The organism is Nocardia sp. NBC_00511 (genome assembly GCF_045161165.1).
GTDB lineage: Bacteria > Actinomycetota > Actinomycetes > Mycobacteriales > Mycobacteriaceae > Nocardia.
The window spans coordinates 4,138,795-4,157,329 of sequence record NZ_CP107849.1 but is presented as its reverse complement, the minus strand read 5'-3'; the positions used below and the strand labels follow the sequence as shown (position 1 = coordinate 4,157,329).

General features: G+C 67.5%; 16 protein-coding genes. 7 read left to right on the top strand and 9 right to left on the bottom strand.

Going from position 1 to position 18,535, the window contains the following annotated elements; all coding sequences use genetic code 11:
• Positions 1-34: 34 nt before the first annotated feature.
• The gene (locus OG300_RS19590) at positions 35-478 is read right to left on the bottom strand and encodes a nitroreductase/quinone reductase family protein (RefSeq protein WP_405497988.1); all 444 of its coding nucleotides are present in this window, start codon (positions 476-478) and stop codon (positions 35-37) included.
• 121 nt (positions 479-599) lie between these two features.
• Here OG300_RS19590 and OG300_RS19585 point away from each other — a divergent pair, with 121 nt between their 5' ends.
• On the top strand, positions 600-1,505 hold the full coding sequence (locus OG300_RS19585; protein WP_405497986.1) for an alpha/beta hydrolase: 906 nt from the start codon (positions 600-602) through the stop codon (positions 1,503-1,505).
• Positions 1,506-1,532: 27 nt separating this feature from the next.
• On the opposite strand, the gene OG300_RS19580 is transcribed toward OG300_RS19585, so the two are convergent.
• Positions 1,533-2,231 (bottom strand): TetR/AcrR family transcriptional regulator, encoded by a 699-nt coding sequence (locus tag OG300_RS19580; RefSeq protein WP_405497984.1) that lies wholly within the window; start codon positions 2,229-2,231, stop codon positions 1,533-1,535.
• Positions 2,232-2,278: 47 nt separating this feature from the next.
• Positions 2,279-3,502 (bottom strand): oxygenase MpaB family protein, encoded by a 1,224-nt coding sequence (locus OG300_RS19575; protein WP_405497982.1) that lies wholly within the window; start codon positions 3,500-3,502, stop codon positions 2,279-2,281.
• Positions 3,503-3,783: 281 nt separating this feature from the next.
• On the opposite strand from OG300_RS19575, the gene rarD reads away from it, so the two are divergent.
• Positions 3,784-4,713 carry an EamA family transporter RarD gene (rarD, locus tag OG300_RS19570; RefSeq protein ID WP_405497980.1) on the top strand — a complete coding sequence of 310 codons (930 nt, stop codon included), beginning with the start codon at positions 3,784-3,786 and terminating at the stop codon, positions 4,711-4,713.
• 54 nt (positions 4,714-4,767) lie between these two features.
• Here the strand turns inward: rarD and OG300_RS19565 are convergent, their stop codons facing one another.
• Genes OG300_RS19565 through OG300_RS19555 form a run of 3 tightly spaced genes read right to left on the bottom strand, consistent with a single transcriptional unit; the run spans position 4,768 to position 7,657 of the window.
• Positions 4,768-5,820 (bottom strand): ABC transporter substrate-binding protein, encoded by a 1,053-nt coding sequence (locus tag OG300_RS19565; protein ID WP_405497978.1) that lies wholly within the window; start codon positions 5,818-5,820, stop codon positions 4,768-4,770.
• A 3-nt stretch (positions 5,821-5,823) separates the two neighbouring features.
• Positions 5,824-6,705 carry an ABC transporter permease gene (locus OG300_RS19560; protein WP_405497976.1) on the bottom strand — a complete coding sequence of 294 codons (882 nt, stop codon included), beginning with the start codon at positions 6,703-6,705 and terminating at the stop codon, positions 5,824-5,826.
• Positions 6,695-7,657 (bottom strand): ABC transporter ATP-binding protein, encoded by a 963-nt coding sequence (locus OG300_RS19555; protein ID WP_405497975.1) that lies wholly within the window; start codon positions 7,655-7,657, stop codon positions 6,695-6,697. The genes OG300_RS19560 and OG300_RS19555 overlap by 11 nt, the downstream gene beginning before the upstream one ends.
• A gap of 159 nt (positions 7,658-7,816) precedes the next feature.
• Between OG300_RS19555 and OG300_RS19550 the strand changes: the two genes are divergently transcribed.
• Both OG300_RS19550 and OG300_RS19545 read left to right on the top strand, forming a co-directional pair.
• On the top strand, positions 7,817-9,691 hold the full coding sequence (locus tag OG300_RS19550; RefSeq protein ID WP_405497973.1) for an ATP-binding protein: 1,875 nt from the start codon (positions 7,817-7,819) through the stop codon (positions 9,689-9,691).
• Positions 9,673-10,365 (top strand): response regulator, encoded by a 693-nt coding sequence (locus tag OG300_RS19545; protein ID WP_405497971.1) that lies wholly within the window; start codon positions 9,673-9,675, stop codon positions 10,363-10,365. Before OG300_RS19550 ends, OG300_RS19545 begins: the two co-directional genes overlap by 19 nt.
• A 16-nt stretch (positions 10,366-10,381) precedes the next feature.
• Here OG300_RS19545 and OG300_RS19540 read toward each other — a convergent pair whose 3' ends face one another.
• Positions 10,382-10,666 carry a hypothetical protein gene (locus OG300_RS19540; RefSeq protein WP_405497969.1) on the bottom strand — a complete coding sequence of 95 codons (285 nt, stop codon included), beginning with the start codon at positions 10,664-10,666 and terminating at the stop codon, positions 10,382-10,384.
• Positions 10,667-10,935: 269 nt separating this feature from the next.
• On the opposite strand from OG300_RS19540, the gene OG300_RS19535 reads away from it, so the two are divergent.
• Entirely contained in the window at positions 10,936-11,334 is a 399-nt protein-coding gene (locus tag OG300_RS19535; protein ID WP_405498599.1) for a VOC family protein, read from the top strand.
• On the opposite strand, the gene OG300_RS19530 is transcribed toward OG300_RS19535, so the two are convergent.
• Together OG300_RS19530 and OG300_RS19525 are read right to left on the bottom strand one after the other, a co-directional pair.
• Positions 11,335-11,952, bottom strand: a complete 618-nt coding sequence (locus OG300_RS19530; protein WP_405497967.1) for a class I SAM-dependent methyltransferase — start codon at positions 11,950-11,952, stop codon at positions 11,335-11,337.
• A gap of 46 nt (positions 11,953-11,998) precedes the next feature.
• Complete coding sequence (locus OG300_RS19525) at positions 11,999-13,393, bottom strand: alpha/beta hydrolase family protein (RefSeq protein WP_405497965.1); 1,395 nt, start codon at positions 13,391-13,393, stop codon at positions 11,999-12,001.
• Positions 13,394-13,530: 137 nt separating this feature from the next.
• Here OG300_RS19525 and OG300_RS19520 point away from each other — a divergent pair, with 137 nt between their 5' ends.
• Both OG300_RS19520 and dnaE read left to right on the top strand, forming a co-directional pair.
• A complete protein-coding gene (locus tag OG300_RS19520; protein WP_405497963.1) occupies positions 13,531-14,781 on the top strand; it encodes a serine hydrolase domain-containing protein in 1,251 nt (416 codons plus the stop codon).
• Positions 14,782-14,927: 146 nt separating this feature from the next.
• The gene (dnaE, locus tag OG300_RS19515) at positions 14,928-18,479 is read left to right on the top strand and encodes a DNA polymerase III subunit alpha (protein WP_405497961.1); all 3,552 of its coding nucleotides are present in this window, start codon (positions 14,928-14,930) and stop codon (positions 18,477-18,479) included.
• Positions 18,480-18,535 lie beyond the last annotated feature (56 nt).

Sequence of the window (18,535 nt, the reverse complement as noted above, 5' to 3'; positions counted from 1 at the left end):
TGTATGGATTCCGTATCGTATCGCGCCTGGTGGATCAGGCCGGTTCGACGCGGAACACCGCGATCCGATGCGCTGCCGCCGCCACCCCCTCCGGCGTCGCGGCCTCGGCCAGCCCCGTGGTCACGAAGCGCTTGCCGACGCTCGCCGGGCTGGTGCTGACCAGTTCCCGCAGCAGCGGGCGCCGTTCGTCCACCGCGACCTCGACGAGCCGGACGGTCGAGGACTTCCGGCCGCGGATCAGATCGACGGTATCGGCGGCCCGCACATTGGCCACCCAGGCCGCCTTGGGAAAGGCCTGAAAGATGTACCGCCCACCGTCGAGCGCATTGACGGCGATCGGAAACGTCCGCAACTCCCCACTGCGCCGCCCGCGCACCGTGAGCAGCTGCATCGGCCCGAAAGCGATTCCGCGCCTCTGCAATCCGACCACGAGCTTGTTGATGGTGTTGGTCATGCGGCGGTAGCCGTCGGCGTTCATGAGGCGTGCTCCCATCGGGGCCACCGGGGCCCTCTCCAAAAAATACGTAACCCATATGCTACGTAAGTCATATAGTATCGAATCCATATTAACTGGCAACCCTGATCGATCGGAGATCCAGGTGCGAACCAAGACAGAACGCGTGCGGACCCGCTTCACCAGCGGTGATATCGAGTGCGCCGCATGGCATTACCCCGGAACCAACGGCGCGTGCGTGGTCATGGCGCCCGGTGGAGCCGTCGACAAGGAACCCGGCACCGACCCGTTCGCGCGCCGATTCCACGACGCCGGATTCACGGTCCTGGCCTTCGATTTCCGGCGGTTCGGGGAAAGCGGCGGGCAGCCCCGCCAGCTCGTCCGGATGCGCGAGCAGCGCGCCGACTTCGAGGCCGCGATCGCCCACGCCGCCACCCTGCCGGAAGTGACCGGCCGGATCGCGATCTGGGGTTTCTCTCTGGCCGGCGGTCACGTCGTGCGGATCGCCGCCCGGCATCCGGGGATCGCCGCGGCGATCGCGCAGACCCCGCTCGTCGACGGCCCCCGCTCCGCGGCCCGGGCGAGCCGCCACCAACGACCGCTCGCCATGCTGCGTTTCCTGGGCCTCGGGCTACTCGACGCGCTCGGCGGAATCGTAGGCCGCGCACCGATTCTGGTGCCGCTGGCCGGCGCGCCCGGAACCGTCGCGATGCTCACCACGCCCGACGGTCTCGACGGTGACCGGGCACTGAATCCGGGCAATCGCTATCCGGACTGGTTGCAGGCCATCGCCGCCCGCAGCGGCATCCGGATCAGCCTGTACCGGCCCGGCCGCTACGCGTCCGCGGTCGCGGGCCCGCTGCTGGTCCTCGTCGCCGACCAGGATCGGACCGCCCCACCCGAATTCGCGCTGCGGGTGGCGCATTCGGCCTCGCACGCGGAACTCGCCCGGGTGCCGGGCGGCCACTACGCGCCGTTCCTCGACGCGCACGAGCAGGCCGTCGAAGCCGAACTGGTGTTCCTGCGCGGACATCTGCTCAGCGACGGATGAGTGCGGGCCGCCCGGTTCGGGGGATCGTCAGTGCCGCGGGCCGGGTGACTCGAGCATCGGGACCAGGAATTGCCGGGCGATCGCGGCCAGCTGTGCGTCGTCGTCGAGATCGACCACCTGGCTCGGAATCGCCAAGAAGGAGGCGCAGATTCGCACCATCACCTCGGCTACCAGGTCGATGTGGAGGTCGGGGGAGATGGTGCCGGCGCGCTGTTCCTGGCGTAGCTGCTGGGCCACGAATTCACGGACCATGGCCACCGCGCGGCCGCCGTCGCCGATCAGGGAACCGATGAACTGGTTGGGTTCGGCGGTGATCATCGCGCCGATCAGCGGATTGCCGCGGATGGCGCGCAGTGAACTGGAGAAGCCCAGCACCACCCGGTCCGCGGCGGTGGCGGCCGCGGCGATGTCGACGAGGAATTTGTCGAAGTATCGGCGGAATTCGCGCAGGATGACCTGCTCGACCAATTCCTCCTTGGTCGCGAACCGCCGGTACACGGTGATGCGCGAGACGCCCGCCTGCCGGGCCACGTCCTCCATGGTCGATCGCTGAATACCCCAGCGCTGGAACTGTTCGGTGGCCGCGTCCAGGATGCGGGCGCGCATCCGATCGGTGTCGTCGGTCTGATCGACGGCCGCCAGGTAGGCGCGTTCGAGCAGCGACTTGCCCGCGGGCGCGGGGCCCGCGGGTAGCGCGGATTCCACAGTGTCCTCCTGGCGTTCCACATCGTCGATGATACGTAGCGGCCCGCGCTGTTTCAGGCAGGCCCGAATCAGCGGTTGGTCAAAGGGATTTCGATGCTGACCGGCATGCGCAGCTCGGCCAGGTACCACATGGCGAACTGGCGCAGGAACTCGTCGAACATCCAGTAGGGCGCGTCCACCACCGGTGCGATCGACAGCACGCCCTCGCGCACCGCGACGAACGGTCCCCACGCGGTCTCCAGCAGCGGACTCCAGACGATCTCGCGGGGAATGTCGAGCCAGTCGGCGACCTTGTCGCCCATCACGAATCGCGTGAAGGCCCCGAGAATTCCGCGGCTGAGCAGCGTCAGATCGAGATCCTCGCCGAGGTTGAGCAGTTGGTTGGCGAGATCCTTGCCCTCCATGGTCGGGGCCAGGATCGGATCGAGCATCTGGCTGGCCTGCGATTCGGCCTGATCCCAAGTGGCGGGCAGATATTCGTCACGGACGCCGAGCAGATGCCCGGCCAGCTGCCAACTGTGCAGGTACCCATCGGATTCCGCGGCCGGGATCGGCACCCGCCAGGCATTGAGCGTGCGCATGATGGTGGTGGCCAGGCTGTGCCAGGTCACCATGATGTCGTCCTGGCTGATCGGCGTGACACCCGCGGGCCAGTGCGGCGACTGCGGCAGCAGATGCCGCACCGAGGCGTGGATGATGCGGGTCTTGACACAGGTCACGATCATTTCGCCGTCGTCGGCGTAGGCGTTCACGGTGCCGATGTCATAGCCGAATTTCGCGGTCTTGGCGATGCGTTCCTTCAGGTGCGAGCCGCCGCGCGAGTAGTACACCGCCAGCGCCTCGTGCGGGATGACCGTCGACATCATGCCGCTGGCGAACGCGTAGAGCACGCCGAGATAGAGCCCGCGCTTCTTGTTGAATTCGAAGGAGCTGGCCAGCTTGCCCTGATCTGCCCACGACGGCAGCTGGCGTGCGTTCTCGATGAAATCCTTCAGCCCACTGGGCAATCCGTCCGGCAGCGGCTGCCCGTTGCGCGTCCAGGTGGCCAGCAGCCGGTTCACCTCGCCGACGTCGGCGTGGTCGATGACGTCGGCGAGAACCGGATCGGCCTCGGGATCGAACATGGTCAGCGGGTCGGCCCCGCCGCCGCTGCCGACCACCGAATTGCTCGGCGACCAGGTCCACGGTTCGGCTCGCGCGGTGCGGGCGGTCAGCGCGAGCGCGCCGACCGCACCCAGAAATCCGCCGCCTGCCCTCAGTGCGTCACGCCTGCTGAGTCGGTGTGCATCCATGGCCCGGGTCCTCTTCGTCGAGTCTTTGGTACAGAGAAACAATTCCTGTACCGGTGTATCTTCATGACATCACACCGTGACTGCCATCACAACGTGTCGGCAGGATTCCGTCGTCAGGCGGAGTCGCGAAAACCGGTCGCCGCCAACGGCGTCCGCGAGCAAGGAGCAGTGGATGAACCTCTGGGTGGTAGTGCAGAATCTCCTGAACCGGCTGGATCTGGGGTCGGCGCAGGGTCCGATATCCGCTAGGACCGAATAGTTTCGGCGGCTAACGTTGAGGGGTGACTGACCGACTCTCGGCCACCCCGGCCACCGGCGAGGTCGAATCCGCGCACGCCGCCACACCCGCACGGGACAGCGGTGTCGCCTTCGGGGTCGGCGCGTATCTGATCTGGGGACTGTTCCCCGCGTTCTTCGGACTGCTGTCCTTCGCGAGCGCGGGGGAGGTGCTCGCCGAACGCATCCTCTGGACCCTGGTGGTGGCGCTGATCGCGCTGCTGGTCACCGGACGATTCGGTGAACTGCGGCGGATCGACGCGCGCACCTGGCGGCTGGCGTTCGTCGCGTCCGCGGCGATCGCCACCAACTGGGGCGTCTACGTCTACGGCGTCATCTCCCATCACGTGGTCGAGTGCGCGCTTGGCTATTTCATCAACCCGCTGGTGACGGTCGCCTTCGGTGTCCTGATCTTCCGCGAGAAACTGCGTGCCCCACAGTGGATCGCGCTCGGGCTGGGCGCGAGCGCGGTCATCGTGCTGACCATCGACTACGGTCGGCCGCCGTGGATCGCGCTGATCCTGGCGGGCTCGTTCGCCACCTACGGGCTGGTCAAGAAGGTGATCCGGCTGGATCCGCTGCCGGGACTGGCGGCCGAGGGTCTGGTGGCCGGGCCGTTCGCGTTGATCGCCGTGATCGTCTTCGCGGTCAGCGGTACCGCGACCTTCGGCAGCAGCGTGTCGCATACGACGTTGCTCATGGTGACCGGGCCGGTGACGCTGGTGCCGCTGATCTTCTTCGCGCTGGCGGCACGGCGAGTCCCGCTCTCCACCATGGGAATCCTCCAGTACCTCACGCCCGCACTGCAATTGACCTGGGGTGTCGCGGTCGGCCACGAGGATATGCCCGCCTCGCGCTGGGCCGGGTTCGCGCTGATCTGGTTGGCGCTGGCCATCTTCAGCTTCGATGCCATCCGCCGGGCCCGGCGCGGCTGACATACGACGGCACCGCACACCCCCTCATCGGATGTGCGGTGCCGCGCGGATCGGCTAGGGCTTCGTGCCGCCCCGGGCCTGCTCGACGAACCGGTTGGTGTAGGTGTCCTCGAGCACGATGCGGTCGCGCACGGGGGCCACGTTGCGTGAGTACTGCCCCAGAATGCGCAGAACATTCTCCGCGCCTTCACATTTCATCAGCCCGTCGCCGTTGAACATGCTGATCGAGTCCTGGATGGACTTGACGTAGAGCTTCGGATCGCCGCCCGCGTACTGCGAGGGCATCTTCGCCGCGATCTCCTGCGGGCTGTGGGTCTTGATCCAGTGCAGCGTCTGCACGAACGAATTCGCCAGCTGCTGCACGATCTCCGGATGCTTGTCGACGGTCTCGCACCGCATGTACAGCGAGGCCGCCGGATACAGGCCGCCGAGCGCGGCGCGGGTGCCCTGCTCGTTGCGCATGTCCACCAGGACCCGCGCGTCCCCGGAGCTCACCATCTTGGCCACGGTCGGGTCGGTGGTCATGCCCGCGTCGATGCCGTCGTGGTTCATGCCCGCGATGAAGGTCTGTCCCGCACCGACTTTCACCCGCGTGTAGTCGGATGTCGCCAGTCCGGCCTGCCCGGCCAGGGCCTGGGTGAGGAAGTCGGTGGACGAACCCAGTGAGGTGACACCGAGATTGCGGCCCTTGAAATCGGCAGGGGACTTGACGGTTTCGGCGTCCTGCTCGGACACCAGCTCGACCTCGCCCGGTACATCGGCGAACTGCACCACCGTCTTCAGGCACTGATCCTTGGCCTGGAGGTCGATGGTGTGGTCGTAGAACCCGACCACGGCCTGCACGTCGCCGGTGAGCAGCGCGGTTTCGGCTGTCGCACCGGACTGTTCGCCCAGCAGCTGCACATCGATGTCGTTGTCCTTGAAGAACCCGAGCTTCTCGGTGAGCATGGCGGGCAGATAGATGACCTTCTCCAGCCCGCCGACCATGATGGTGAGCTGCGGCCGCCCGTTGTGGGTCGGAATGGCGCGCGAATCCCGGCAGCCGGTGACCAGCAGTAGCGCGCTTACCGCCAGCACGGCGACGGCGAATTGCTTGCGAAACCTCATGGCTCAGACCCCGTGCCCCGAAGCCGCCTGCGACGGACGCCATTTCAGCAGCCGGTTCTCCGCCAGCCCGATCAGCCATTCGGCGACCAGTGCCACCACCGTGATGATGATCATGCCCGCGTAGATGCCCGCCGCGTCGAAGGTGCCCTGCGCGTTGGAGATCAGCAGCCCCAAACCCTTGCTGGCCCCGGCGTATTCACCGACCACCGCGCCGATCAGCGCGAAACCGAACGCGGTGTGCAGCGAGGACAGGATCCAGGTGGTGGCGCTGGGCAGCACGATCGAACGCAGCACCTGCGCCCGGCTCGCACCCAGGATGCGGGCGTTGTTGATGACGTTCCCGTCGACCTCCCGCGCACCGGTGAAGGCGTTGAAGAACACCGCGAAGAACACCAGCACCACCACGGTCGCCACCTTGGACTGCAACCCCAGGCCGAACCAGATGATGAACAGCGAGGCCAGCACGATGCGCGGCACCGCGTTGAGCGCCTTGATGAACGGGGCCAGCACATCCGCCCAGTAGCGGGAGCGGCCCAGCAGCACGCCCAGCACGATGCCCGCGACGGTGCCGATCACGAAGCCCAGCACGGCCTCCTGCACGGTGGTGTAGAGCTGCAACCAGATGGAGCCGAATTGCGTGCCCTCGGTGAACCATTCGACCAGCCGATCCCAGATCAGCGACGGCTTCGAGTAGAAGAACGGGTCGATCCAGTAGGTGGCGGTCAGCTCCCAGGAACCCAGCCACAGCGCCACGATCAGCGCGCGCAGCCCCCAGGTGCGGGTCTCGTTGCGGCGAGCCTGCGTGCGCACCCGGGCCAGGATCTGCTCCTCGGTCTCGAATTCCGGTGTTACGGCGGCGGTCTCGGTCATGACATCAAGCGACATGGGTCGCTCCCTTCGTGCGAGCGGCCTCGACCTGATCGCGCAGCGTTTCCCAGATTTCCCGGTAGAGGTCGCGGAATTCCTCGGTGAGCCGCACCTCCTCGACATTGCGCGGGCGCTCCAGGGTGACCGGGAAGTCGCCGCACACCGTGGCGGGGCTGGCCGTCATGACCACCACCCGGTCGGCGAGGGCGATGGCCTCCTCCAGATCGTGGGTCACGAAGATGACGGCGGCATTGGTGCCCGACCACACCCGCAGCAGTTCGTCCTGCATGAGCTGGCGGGTCTGCACGTCCAGGGCGCTGAACGGCTCGTCCATCAGGATGATCTCGGGCTCGTTGACCAGGGTCTGCGCCAGGCTCACCCGCTTGCGCATGCCGCCGGAGAGCTGATGCGGGTAGTAGTTCTCGAATCCGGCCAGCCCGACCGTGCGCACCCAGCGCGCCGCGCGCTCCCGCGCCTCCTTGCGGCCGATGCCCCGGAACCGCGGTCCCAGCGCCACATTCTCGACCACCGATTTCCACGGCAGCACGGCATCCTGCTGGAACATGTAGCCGACACCGTCCGGGATCCCGTGAACATCCTTGCCACGCACCAGGGTTCGCCCCGCCGATGCCGGTTCCAGGCCGGAGACCAGTGACAGGCTGGTGGACTTGCCGCACCCGGTGGGACCGACCACCGCCACGAATTCGCCTGCGGCGACGCTGAAGTTGAGGTCGCGCACCGCCGTATGGATGCCGCCGCCGCTGCCTGGGAACCGCTTGGTCGCGCCCCGCAGCTCGATCAACGGAACGCCGCGCCGCGCCGTCGCCGAGCCGTCAGGAAGGTCGCTCGCTCGATCGGCGGATTCGGTCGCACGGTCGGCGGGCCGGACCTGTTCGCTGCTGCGCGCGGGCGTCCCGGCGCCGGTGTCACCTGTCGCGGGTTCGTCCCGCTCGGTGGTGGATGTGCTCATCAGTGCTCCTGTTTCGTGCCGCCGCTGCGGCGTTGGAGCGAAGTTACGTGGGCCGGGTCACACCGGGCCGGGTTGTGCGCGCAAGTCACACAAGTGGCGATTCGGTCGTTTTGCGCATTCTGCTCAATCGTTTGCGCGGGGTTGTCTACACTGTGCGCCGTGTTGTCGCTCGGCCCCCGCTCCGTCCGCCTGCGGACGCAGATCGTGCTGTTGCAGATCGCGGTGGTCGGTCTCACGGTCGGTCTGGCCTTCGGCGTGTTCGCCTACGTCAGCGGCGAACGCCTCTCCGGCGAATACGGTCAGCGCGCCCTGGCGATCGCCCGCGCCGTCGCCTCCGATCCGCAGCTGCGCGCCGATGTCACCCGCTACGCCGACGACCCGCGCCTCGCCGCCCCCGGCACCCGCCAGGAGCTGGCCGCGGGCACGGTGGAACGCTTCGCCGAGGCGACTCGGATCCGCACCGATGCCCTGTTCGTCGTGATCACCGACGACGCGGGCATCCGTCTGGCCCACCCCGACCCCGCCCGCCTGGGCGAAATGGTCAGCACCGACCCCTCCCGCGCCCTCGCCGGAGCCGAGGTGGTGATCCAGGAACACGGCACGCTCGGTGAATCCGTGCGCGCCAAAGTCCCGGTGCTGGAGCCGAATACGCTCGAGCTCGGCGGTTCGGCGCAGCCGTCCGCCACGCCTTCTCCCTCCGCCGCGCAGGAGATTCCGCCCGGTGCTCCGACCTCGGGTGTGTCCGGGACCGGCGTCGGACCCGGCCCGACCCCGAGTCCGGGTGCGTTGTCGCGGGGTCGGGTGGTGGGGGAGGTGAGCGTGGGGATTTCGACTGCGGCGGTGCATGATCAGCTGCTGCGGGATCTGCGGCGGGCCGGGCTGCTGATCGGTGGAGCGCTGCTGGCCGGGATCGTGGGATCGGTGTTGCTGGCCCGTCGCTGGCATGGGTTGACGCTGGGGTTGGAACCGTCGGAGTTGGCGGAGCTGGTGCGAGAACAGGACGCGGTGCTGCACGGGATCGGCGAAGGTGTCGTGGCCGCCGATACCGCCGGGCGGATCACCGTCGTCAATGACGAGGCTCGGCGACTGCTCGGCATCGACCCCGAGCCCGGCGTACCGGCCGACGGCATCGGGCTGACTCCCCGTGTGCTGCAAGCCTTCCGCGACGCCGATGGGCATCCGGTCCAGGCCGCCGTGGGCGAGCGCATCGTGGTCGTCACGGCCCGCACCGTCACCCGCGACGGCCGCCCGCTCGGTGCGGTGCTGTCGGTCCGCGACCGCACCGACGTCGAATCCCTCACTCGTCAGCTGGATGCCGTCTCCACGATGAGCACCGTCCTGCGCGCCCAGCGCCACGAATTCGCCAACCGCCTGCACCTGCTCTCCGGCCTGCTGCACACCGGCCGCCCCGACGAAGCCGCCACCTATCTCGGCGAACTCCTCGGGTCCGGCCCTCTGGGTGCGGCTCTCCCCGGCATCGACACCGTCGCCGACCCCTATCTGCAAGCTTTCCTCGCGGCCAAAGCCGCTCACGCCCGCGAGCAGGGCGTGGAGCTGCGGCTGGGGCCGAACACCTGGGTGGATGCGAATCTCGCAGCACCGGTGGACGTCACGACCGTCCTCGGCAACCTGATCGACAACGCCATCGACGCCGCGAAGACCCCGGCTGCCCTGCGGTCTTCCCCCGCCGAAGCAGAGGTCTCGCCGGTCGTGGAGGTGGAGTTGGTGCGGGAGGGGGAGACCCTGCACATCGTGGTGGCCGACAGCGGTCCCGGGGTGTCGCCGGACCTGGTGGATTCGCTGTTCGCGGAGGGGTTTTCGACCAAGGAGGGTGGCGGTCCGGGTGGCAGGGGAGTGGGCCTGGCCTTGACCAGGCAGGTCGCGCGGGCGAACGGCGGCGAGGTGTGGTTGGCCGATCCCGGCGGGGAGGAAGGGGAGCCGAGCGGTGAGAACCGTTTGGGCGGTGCGGAATTCATGGCCTGGATGCCGGGTGTGCTGATGGAGGAGGAACCGGCGTGGGCCGAGGAGAGCTGAACGTCCTGGTGGTCGACGACGATTTCCGGGTGGCCAATATGCATGCCGGGATCGTCGCGGCGCTGCCCGGGTTCACGGTGGGCGCGGTCGTCAACACCCTGGCGGCGGCCCGGGCCGAGTTGGCCGCGACCGCCTTCGATCTGGCGCTGGTCGACGTCTATCTGCCCGACGGGTCCGGCGTCGACCTCGTTCGTGAACTGCGCTGCGACGCCATGATGCTCACCGCCGCAATCGAATCCGAGACAGTGCGGGCGGCGCTGACGGCGGGCGCACTCGGTTATCTGGTGAAGCCGTTCGATCACGCGCTGCTGGCCGCCCGCCTGGCCGGGTACGCGCGCTACCGCCGGATCATGGACGCGCCGGAGGTGACGGCGGCCGAGGTGGACGCGGCCCTCAACGCCCTGCGACCGAGCGCGGGCGGCGGTCCGGCGGTCGCGGCCCCGGCGAACCTGTCGCCGACGAAAGACCTGGTGCTACAGGCGGTTCGGCGTGCGGGCGGCCCGGTGTCGGCCGTGCAGGTGGCCACCGCCATCGGCATCTCCCGCGCCACCGCGCAGCGCTACCTGGCCACGCTGGTCGGCGGCGGTGAGTTGCGAATGCAGTTGCGGTACGGCAATACCGGCCGCCCCGAGCAGGAGTACACCGCACCGCGGGCGGCGGCCGATCCGGGGTGAGTGCCCGGCGATCGGCTCAGATGCCACCGCCGATGCACATGCCGTTGTTGAACTGGCGACCGGACAGGGTGCATTGCAACTGGTCCAGCGAGCGGGCCAGCCCGCTGGAGCCGGTCTGCTGGAAGAAGACCTGGATCAGGTACACCCCGTAGGCGGCGGCCGATCCGGTGACGGTCGAGGAGCCGGAATCGGCGATCGGGGCGGTGGCGCTGTCCGGTGTGGCGGCGGCCGTGGCGGCGGTGGCCGTGGCCAGCACGGTGCAGAGGGTGGCGGTGGCGGCGAAGCGCGCGAGAGAGGTCATGACTGTCCTGCCGCTGCGAATGTGCTGTGGCATCGGTGATTTCGGGAAAGCCGTCGCCGTGCGTGCAGGACGCTACGGGATCTCCGGCCGGGAGCGCGGCCCCGAATTGGGGTGCCCCTGATTCCTGGGGCCGCAGGGTCGTGACGGTCCGCACACGGGCCTTTGCGGATGCGCGGAGCCTTCGCTACGGTCGATGGCGTGACGGTGCTCCTGTCGGCCGACTTGTACCGGTCCAGGGTCGGGACCGTCACGACTACAGGAGAAATCCCATCACCATCCAGTTCAATCACACCATTGTCGCGTGCAAGGACAATCGAGTCTCCGCCGAATTCTGGGCGGATATCCTCGGCGTCGAAGTGGGCAAGCAGTGGGGGCCGTTCATTCCGGTCACCGTCGCGCACGGCATCACTTTCGACTTCGCGAATCTGCCACCGGGTTTCCCGGACGAGCCGCAACCGCAGCACTATGCCTTCCTCGTTTCCGAGGACGAGTTCGACGCGTCCTTCGAGCGCATCAAGGCCTACGGCCTGACTTTCTGGGCTGATCCGCGCGGCCAGGACGAGGGGCAGATCAACCGCAACGACGGTGGCCGCGGCGTCTACTTCCGCGACCCCGTCGGTCACTACCTGGAACTGATCACCGTCCCGTACGGTGGCTGGCCCGAGTAGTCACCCCGCGACCGCGGTGCCCAGGGACAATGCGCCGATGAATTTCGGCCCGTCCTTCTGGTAATAGCGGTCGATCTCGCGGATCTCGAATCCGGCGGATTCGATCAGCCCGCGAATATCACGGTCGAGATGGCAGCCACCGGCAATGGTCTTCTGCACGGGATTGAGCCGGTGCTGCCATTTCTGCACGGCCGCATCGGGTGCCAGGCCGTGTTCGACGAAATGCAGTGTGCCGCCGGGTGTCAGCACCCGGCGGATTTCGCCGAGCGCGGCCTCGACATCGGGAATGGTGCACAGCGTCCAGGTCGACAGCGCGGAGTCGAAGCTGTTGTCCGCGAACGGCAGTGACTGCCCGTCGAGCCCGGAGCGCTCCACCGGCACGGTCGCGGCGGCCACTCGTTCCGCGGCCATCCGCCACCCGAGGTCGGCCGGTTCGACCGCGCTCACCGAGGTGACCGTCGCCGGATAGAACGGCACGTTGCGGCCGGAGCCGAAACCGATCTCCACCACTCGCCCGTGCAGTCCGGCGCAGACCCGCTGCCGTTCCGGCGCGAGGAACTTCGAGCCGCAGGTCAGGTCGATGATCCGGGGCAGCAGCCGATCTTCGTAGATTCCCACCCTGCCACTCTGGCAAGGGAATCCGCGTCGCGCCAGTACCGGCGGCTCAGTGTCCTGGCGGGAAGCGCTGGGTCAGCCAGCCGGTCACGTAGGTGAGCACCTGCGGATCGATGGTGGTCTCGATCTTGGCGTACTCGCTGGGCGATCCGGTGGTCGCCGGTTGCATGAGGTGGTTGAGCCCGTCGAAGACGTGCACGGTGGCGTCGGGATCCGCGGCCAGCAGGGTGCGCGCAGGTCCCTCGTTCTGCGCGGCGGACACCTGAAGATCCTTGCTGCCGTAGAACGCCAGCACCGGCACCCGCAGCGCGGAGAGCGCGGGCGCGGGATCGTAGGTGATCAGCGACGCCATATAGGTGGTGACCAGCGCGTCGACTTCCTGATCGGTGGATTTGCGCTCGGCGGGCAGGCTGTCGTTGTGCTGGTGCGCGAAGTCCTTGGCGGCCTGTAGATCTCCGTTGCGCAGGATCGCGGTCAGCGTGGACACGAACCCGATCTGCTCGTCGATCTGCTCGGGGGTCGCGCCGTTGGCGGCCAGGATCAATCGATTCTGTTCCAGCAGCACATCCGAACCCGATACCGCCGGTCCGGCCATCATGATGATGAACGCCACCCCGCTGTCGGGCCGGTTGGCGTACAGCGGCGCGAGGTAGCCGCCCTCACTGTGCCCCAGCAAACCGATGCGTTTGCCGTCGATCTCCGAACGCCCGTGCAGGAACGTCATTCCCGCCGCGATGTCATTGGTCAGATCCTGGTAGCTGGAGGTGTCCAGGGTGCCGCCGGTCGCGCCGACCCCGCGCTTGTCGGTGCGCAGCACCGCGTACCCGGCCCGGGTGAAAGTGTCCGCGAGCAGCAGGAACGGCTTGTGGCCGACGATCTCCTCATTGCGGTCGTTGGGTCCGGAACCGTTGATCAGCACCACGGTCGGGAACGGCCCGCCGGTGTTCGGCTCGGTCAGCGTGCCCGCGATGGTGATGTCCCCGCTGCGATAGCTGACGTCCTCGGACTTGTAGGGGAACGGCGGTTTCGGCTCCTGCGGGCGCGGCGGCCCGGCCACCTTGCCGCGAGCCAGGTTCAGCGTGAACGTCTTGCCCGACTGGGTGAACTGGCCCTTGATGGTGTCGGAGGCCTTGTCGTACTTACCGGTGTAGGACGGGTTGCCCGGAATGGTCGGGATCGACCAGGCCACGTCGGTCGCGTCGGTGCGGACCCCGGTCAGCGGCTTGTCGACCACGCTCTGCGCCGGAATGGTGACGGTGGCGGTGCCGTCGGAGGTGAAGGTGACTCCCACCGCCAGCGGCTGATCCGGAATCTCCAGCTTCCCCTGGAAATCGCCGGTGACCCGCAGCGGCGCGGTCGGCGTCGTCGAGGTCGACGAGCAGGCCGCCGCCACCGCGACGACCACGACGAGCCCGGCCGACGACAACCACCGCAGGGTACGCATGAACTTCAGCGTACGCATCGCCCGCCGGTTACAGCCGGATCACCAACCGGACAGCCGGAATAACTACTGGGGCAAAGGAAATAACTCTGGCCGCGATTCCATTGCCTCCGCCGACTGGTCGCTCGTACCGTTGACTGGTGAGCAATGTCGCTTCCTCCACGGGGCTCGTGGACCTCCCCACCTCGGTGGGCGGGTACGCCGCCGTCGAATTCGGTCCGCTGGTACGCACTTTCGCCCGGATGGTCGGTGGCCACCCCGGAGCGGGCGGCGCACTCACCGTGCGTTTGCGCGGAGAACCCCTCGTCGAGATCTACGCCGGTGAGGCCGCGCCCCGGCGGGCCTGGGACGCCGACACCGGATCCATCGTCTTCTCCGCCACCAAAGGCGTTGCCGCGACGGTCATCCACCGGCTCGCCGATCGCGGACTGATCGACTACGACGCCCCGATGGCCTACTACTGGCCGGAATTCGCGGCCAACGGCAAGGAGCGGATCACGGTGCGGCAGGTGCTGTCGCATCGCGCCGGGCTCTACGGCCTGCCCGCCATCGCCCGCGGTCTCGACGACATCATCGACCACCGCATGATGGAAGAGCATCTGGCGGCCGCGAAACCCGATCACCTGCTGGGCATTCCGACCTATCACGCGCTCACCTTCGGCTGGCTGCTGGCGGGTCTGGCCCGCGCGGTCACCGGTCGCGGCATGGCCGAACTGTTCCGCACCGAGATCGCCGAACCCCTCGGGGTCGACGGCATCCACCTGGGCACCCCGCCCGCCGGTGCGCCCACCAGTGCCGCGGTGCTGCACGGCAATCGGCTCTCCGCGGTCGGCGTCAACTATGTGTCGCTGGCGCTGGGGCGCGCCTACTCGCTGCCGGGCGCGCTGGGCGCTGCCGCCCGCGCGCTGTTCCTGCCGGGGCTCGATCAGCTGGTGGAGGGCGATGATCCGCCGATCCTGCACACCGAACTCGGTGCGGGCAACGGGGTCTGCACCGCCACCGGACTGGCCACCCTCTACGGCGCGCTCGCCAATGGCGGCATGCACGAGGGGCAGCGGTTCCTGTCGCCGGAGACCATCCGGGCCATGCGACATGTCGAGACCTATCGACTCGACCACGCCCTGTTCTACATTCCGATGATGTGGCACATGGGCTATCACTCGCTGCCGGTGCCCGGAGCGCGCGCGGGTTTCGGTCATATCGGTCTCGGCGGGTCCTTCGGCTGGGCCGATCCCAAGCTCGGGCTGTCGGTCGGATTCGTGCACAACCGCCTCGGCATCGGTGCCATGAGCCTCGATCAGATCGCGTCGGCCTGGGTGCTGCCGCTGGTGGTGCGGGGCGCGCACGCGGCGCGTCGCACCACCGCTCTCGCCCAGCCGGTGGCCGCCTAGCGCGCGGGTAGCGGCGGGGGGTCGCGCGGGTCGGCACCGATCTCCGCGTGACCCCTCGACACGACACGCCCGCCCGCCACGCCGATCATCGGCAGCGCTCCCGCGTGCCTTCGAAAGCAGTCGGTGGCGGCGCTTAGTATGTTCGGGTGTCAGCCTCGTCGGGATCATTCGTCCATCTCCACAACCACACCGAGTACTCGATGCTCGACGGCGCGGCGAAGATCACGCCCTTGTTCAAAGAGGCCACCCGCCTGGGCATGACCGCGGTCGGCATGTCCGACCACGGCAATATGTACGGTGCTTCGGAGTTCTACAACTCCGCCAAGAAGCAGGACATCAAGCCGATCATCGGCATCGAGGCGTACATCGCGCCGGAGTCCCGGTTCAACACCAAGCGTGTGCTGTGGGGCGACCCGTCGCAGAAGGGCGACGACGTCTCCGGTTCGGGTTCCTACACCCACATGACCATGGTCGCGGAGAACGCGACGGGTTTGCGGAACCTGTTCAAGCTGTCCAGCCTGGCCTCGATCGAAGGTCAGCTGGGCAAGTGGGCCCGCATGGACGCGGAGATCATCGCCGAGCACGCCGAGGGCATCATCGCCACCACCGGCTGCCCGTCGGGCGAGGTGCAGACCCGCCTGCGCCTGGGCCACGACCGCGAGGCTCTCGAGGCCGCGGCCAAGTGGCAGGAGATCTTCGGACCGGAGAACTTCTTCCTCGAGATCATGGACCACGGGCTGTCCATCGAGCGCCGGGTGCGCGAGGGCCTGCTGAATGTCGGCAAGCAGCTGGGCATTCCGCCGCTGGCCACCAACGACTGCCACTACGTGCACGAGTTCGATTCCGGCAATCACGAAGCGCTGCTGTGCATTCAGACCGGCAAGACGCTCTCGGACCCCACCCGCTTCAAGTTCGACGGTACCGGCTACTACCTGAAGTCCGCCGAGGAGATGCGCGCCATCTGGGACGCGGAAGTCCCCGGCGCCTGCGACAACACGGTGCTGATCGGCGAGCGCGTGCAGCCCTACGACGACGTCTGGGCCCACCGCGACCGGATGCCGATCTTCCCGGTCCCCGAGGGTGAGACCCAGGGCGGTTGGCTGCGCAAGGAGGTGCTGCGCGGTCTGGATCGCCGCTTCCCGCAGGGCGTTGCGGCCGACTATCTCGCGCGCGCCGAGTTCGAGATCGGCGTCATCAACGAGATGGGCTTCCCGGCCTACTTCCTCATCGTCGCCGACCTCATCACCTACGCCCGCTCGGTCGGCATCAATGTCGGCCCGGGTCGTGGTTCGGCCGCCGGTTCGCTGGTCGCCTACTCGATGGGCATCACCAATATCGACCCGATCCCGCACGGTCTGCTCTTCGAGCGATTCCTCAATCCCGAGCGTGTGTCGATGCCCGATATCGATATCGACTTCGACGATCGCCGCCGCGGTGAGATGGTCCGCTACGCCACCGAGAAGTGGGGCACCGATCGGGTCGCCCAGGTGATCACCTTCGGCACCATTAAAACCAAAGCGGCGCTGAAGGACTCGGCCCGCGTGCAGTTCGGTCAGCCGGGTTTCGCCATCGCCGACCAGATCTCCAAGGCGCTGCCGCCGCCGATCATGGCCAAGGACATTCCGCTCTCGGGCATCATGGATCCCGAGCACGAGCGGTACAAAGAGGCCGCCGAGGTCCGCGAGCTCATCAACACCAATCCGGACGTCAACAAAATTTACGAGACCGCGCGTGGTCTCGAAGGCCTGATCCGAAACGCCGGTGTGCACGCCTGTGCCGTGATTATGTCCAGCGAGCCGCTGACCGACGCGATCCCGGTGTGGAAGCGCGCGCAGGACGGCGCGATCATCACCGGCTGGGACTACCCGTCGTGTGAGGCCATCGGCCTGTTGAAGATGGACTTCCTGGGTCTGCGCAACCTGACGGTCATCGGTGACTGCCTGCAGAACATGAAGGCCAACCGCGGCATCGACCTGGATCTCGACACCCTGCCGCTGGAGGACGCCGCCACCTACGAATTGCTCGCTCGCGGAGACACTCTCGGCGTGTTCCAGCTCGACGGTGGCGCCATGCGAGATCTGCTGCGCCGCATGCAGCCCACGGGCTTCGAGGACATCGTCGCGGTGCTCGCGCTGTACCGCCCCGGCCCCATGGGCATGAACGCGCACAACGACTACGCCGACCGCAAGAACAACCGGCAAGAGGTCAAACCCATCCATCCGGAGCTCGAGGAGCCCCTGAAGGAAATCCTGCGCGATACCTACGGCCTGATCGTGTATCAGGAGCAGATCATGCAGATCGCGCAGAAGGTGGCCGGGTACTCCCTGGGTCGAGCCGATATCCTGCGCCGCGCCATGGGTAAGAAGAAGGCCTCGATCCTGGAGGCCGAATTCGAGGGCTTCGAAGCGGGCATGGTGGAGAACGGCTTCTCCAAACCCGCCGTGAAAGCGCTGTGGGACACCATCCTTCCGTTCGCCGGTTACGCGTTCAACAAATCGCACGCCGCCGGATACGGTCTGGTCTCCTTCTGGACCGCCTACCTCAAGGCCAACTATCCCGCCGAGTACATGGCCGGTCTGCTCACCTCCGTCGGTGACGACAAGGACAAGGCCGCCGTCTATCTCGCCGACTGCCGCCGCCTGGGCATCCAGGTGCTGCCACCCGACGTCAACGAGTCCGAACTCGAATTCGCCTCCGTCGGACACGACATCCGCTTCGGCATGGGCGCGGTTCGCAATGTGGGCGCGAACGTGGTCGCCTCGATCATCTCCGCCCGCAAGGAGAAGTCGAAGTTCACCGACTTCTCCGACTACCTCAACAAGATCGACGCCATCGCCTGCTCCAAGAAGGTCACCGAATCCCTCATCAAGGCAGGCGCTTTCGACTCGCTCGGGCATCCGCGCAAGGGCCTGCTGGTGGTGCACTCCGACGCCATCGACGCGGTCATGTCGACCAAGAAGGCCGAGGCCATCGGCCAGTTCGACCTCTTCGGCGGCCTCGACGACGGTGACGACTCGCTCGCCAGCGTCTTCAACGTGAAGGTCCCCGAGGACGAGTGGGAGACCAAGCACAAGCTGGCGCTGGAACGAGAGATGCTGGGCCTCTACGTGTCCGGGCATCCGCTCAACGGTGTCGAGCACGTGCTCTCGGTGCAGTCCGACACCAATATCCCGACCATCCTCGAAGGCGAGATCAAGGACGGCGCGCAGGTCACCATCGGCGGCATCTTCGCCAATGTCACCCGCCGCGTGAACAAGAACGGGCTGCCCTGGGCGTCCGCGCAATTGGAGGACCTCACCGGTGGCATCGAGGTGCTGTTCTTCCCGCAGTCCTATTCCGTCTACGGCATGGACGTCACCGAGGACGCCATCGTCCTGGTCAAGGCCCGCGTCAGCGCCCGCGACGACCGCATCTCGCTGATCGCCAACGACCTGGTGGTGCCGGACCTTTCGTCGATCGGCGTGGACAAGCCGCTGTCGGTGGTCATCCCGACGCGGCTGTGCACGCCCGACAAGATCGGCGCGCTCAAGCGGGTGCTCACCAGCCATCCCGGCACCGCCGACGTGCTGATCCGGCATATCGGCTCACGGGAACGCACCACGGTGCTGAAAGTGGCCGACAACCTGAGGGTTTCACCGTCCTCGGCACTGATGGGCGACCTCAAGGCGCTGCTCGGCCCGGGCTGCCTGGCCGGCTGAGGCAGCGGTCCGGCCGTGGAAACGACACGGCCGGGCCGGGATCGCCGCCAGTTCGC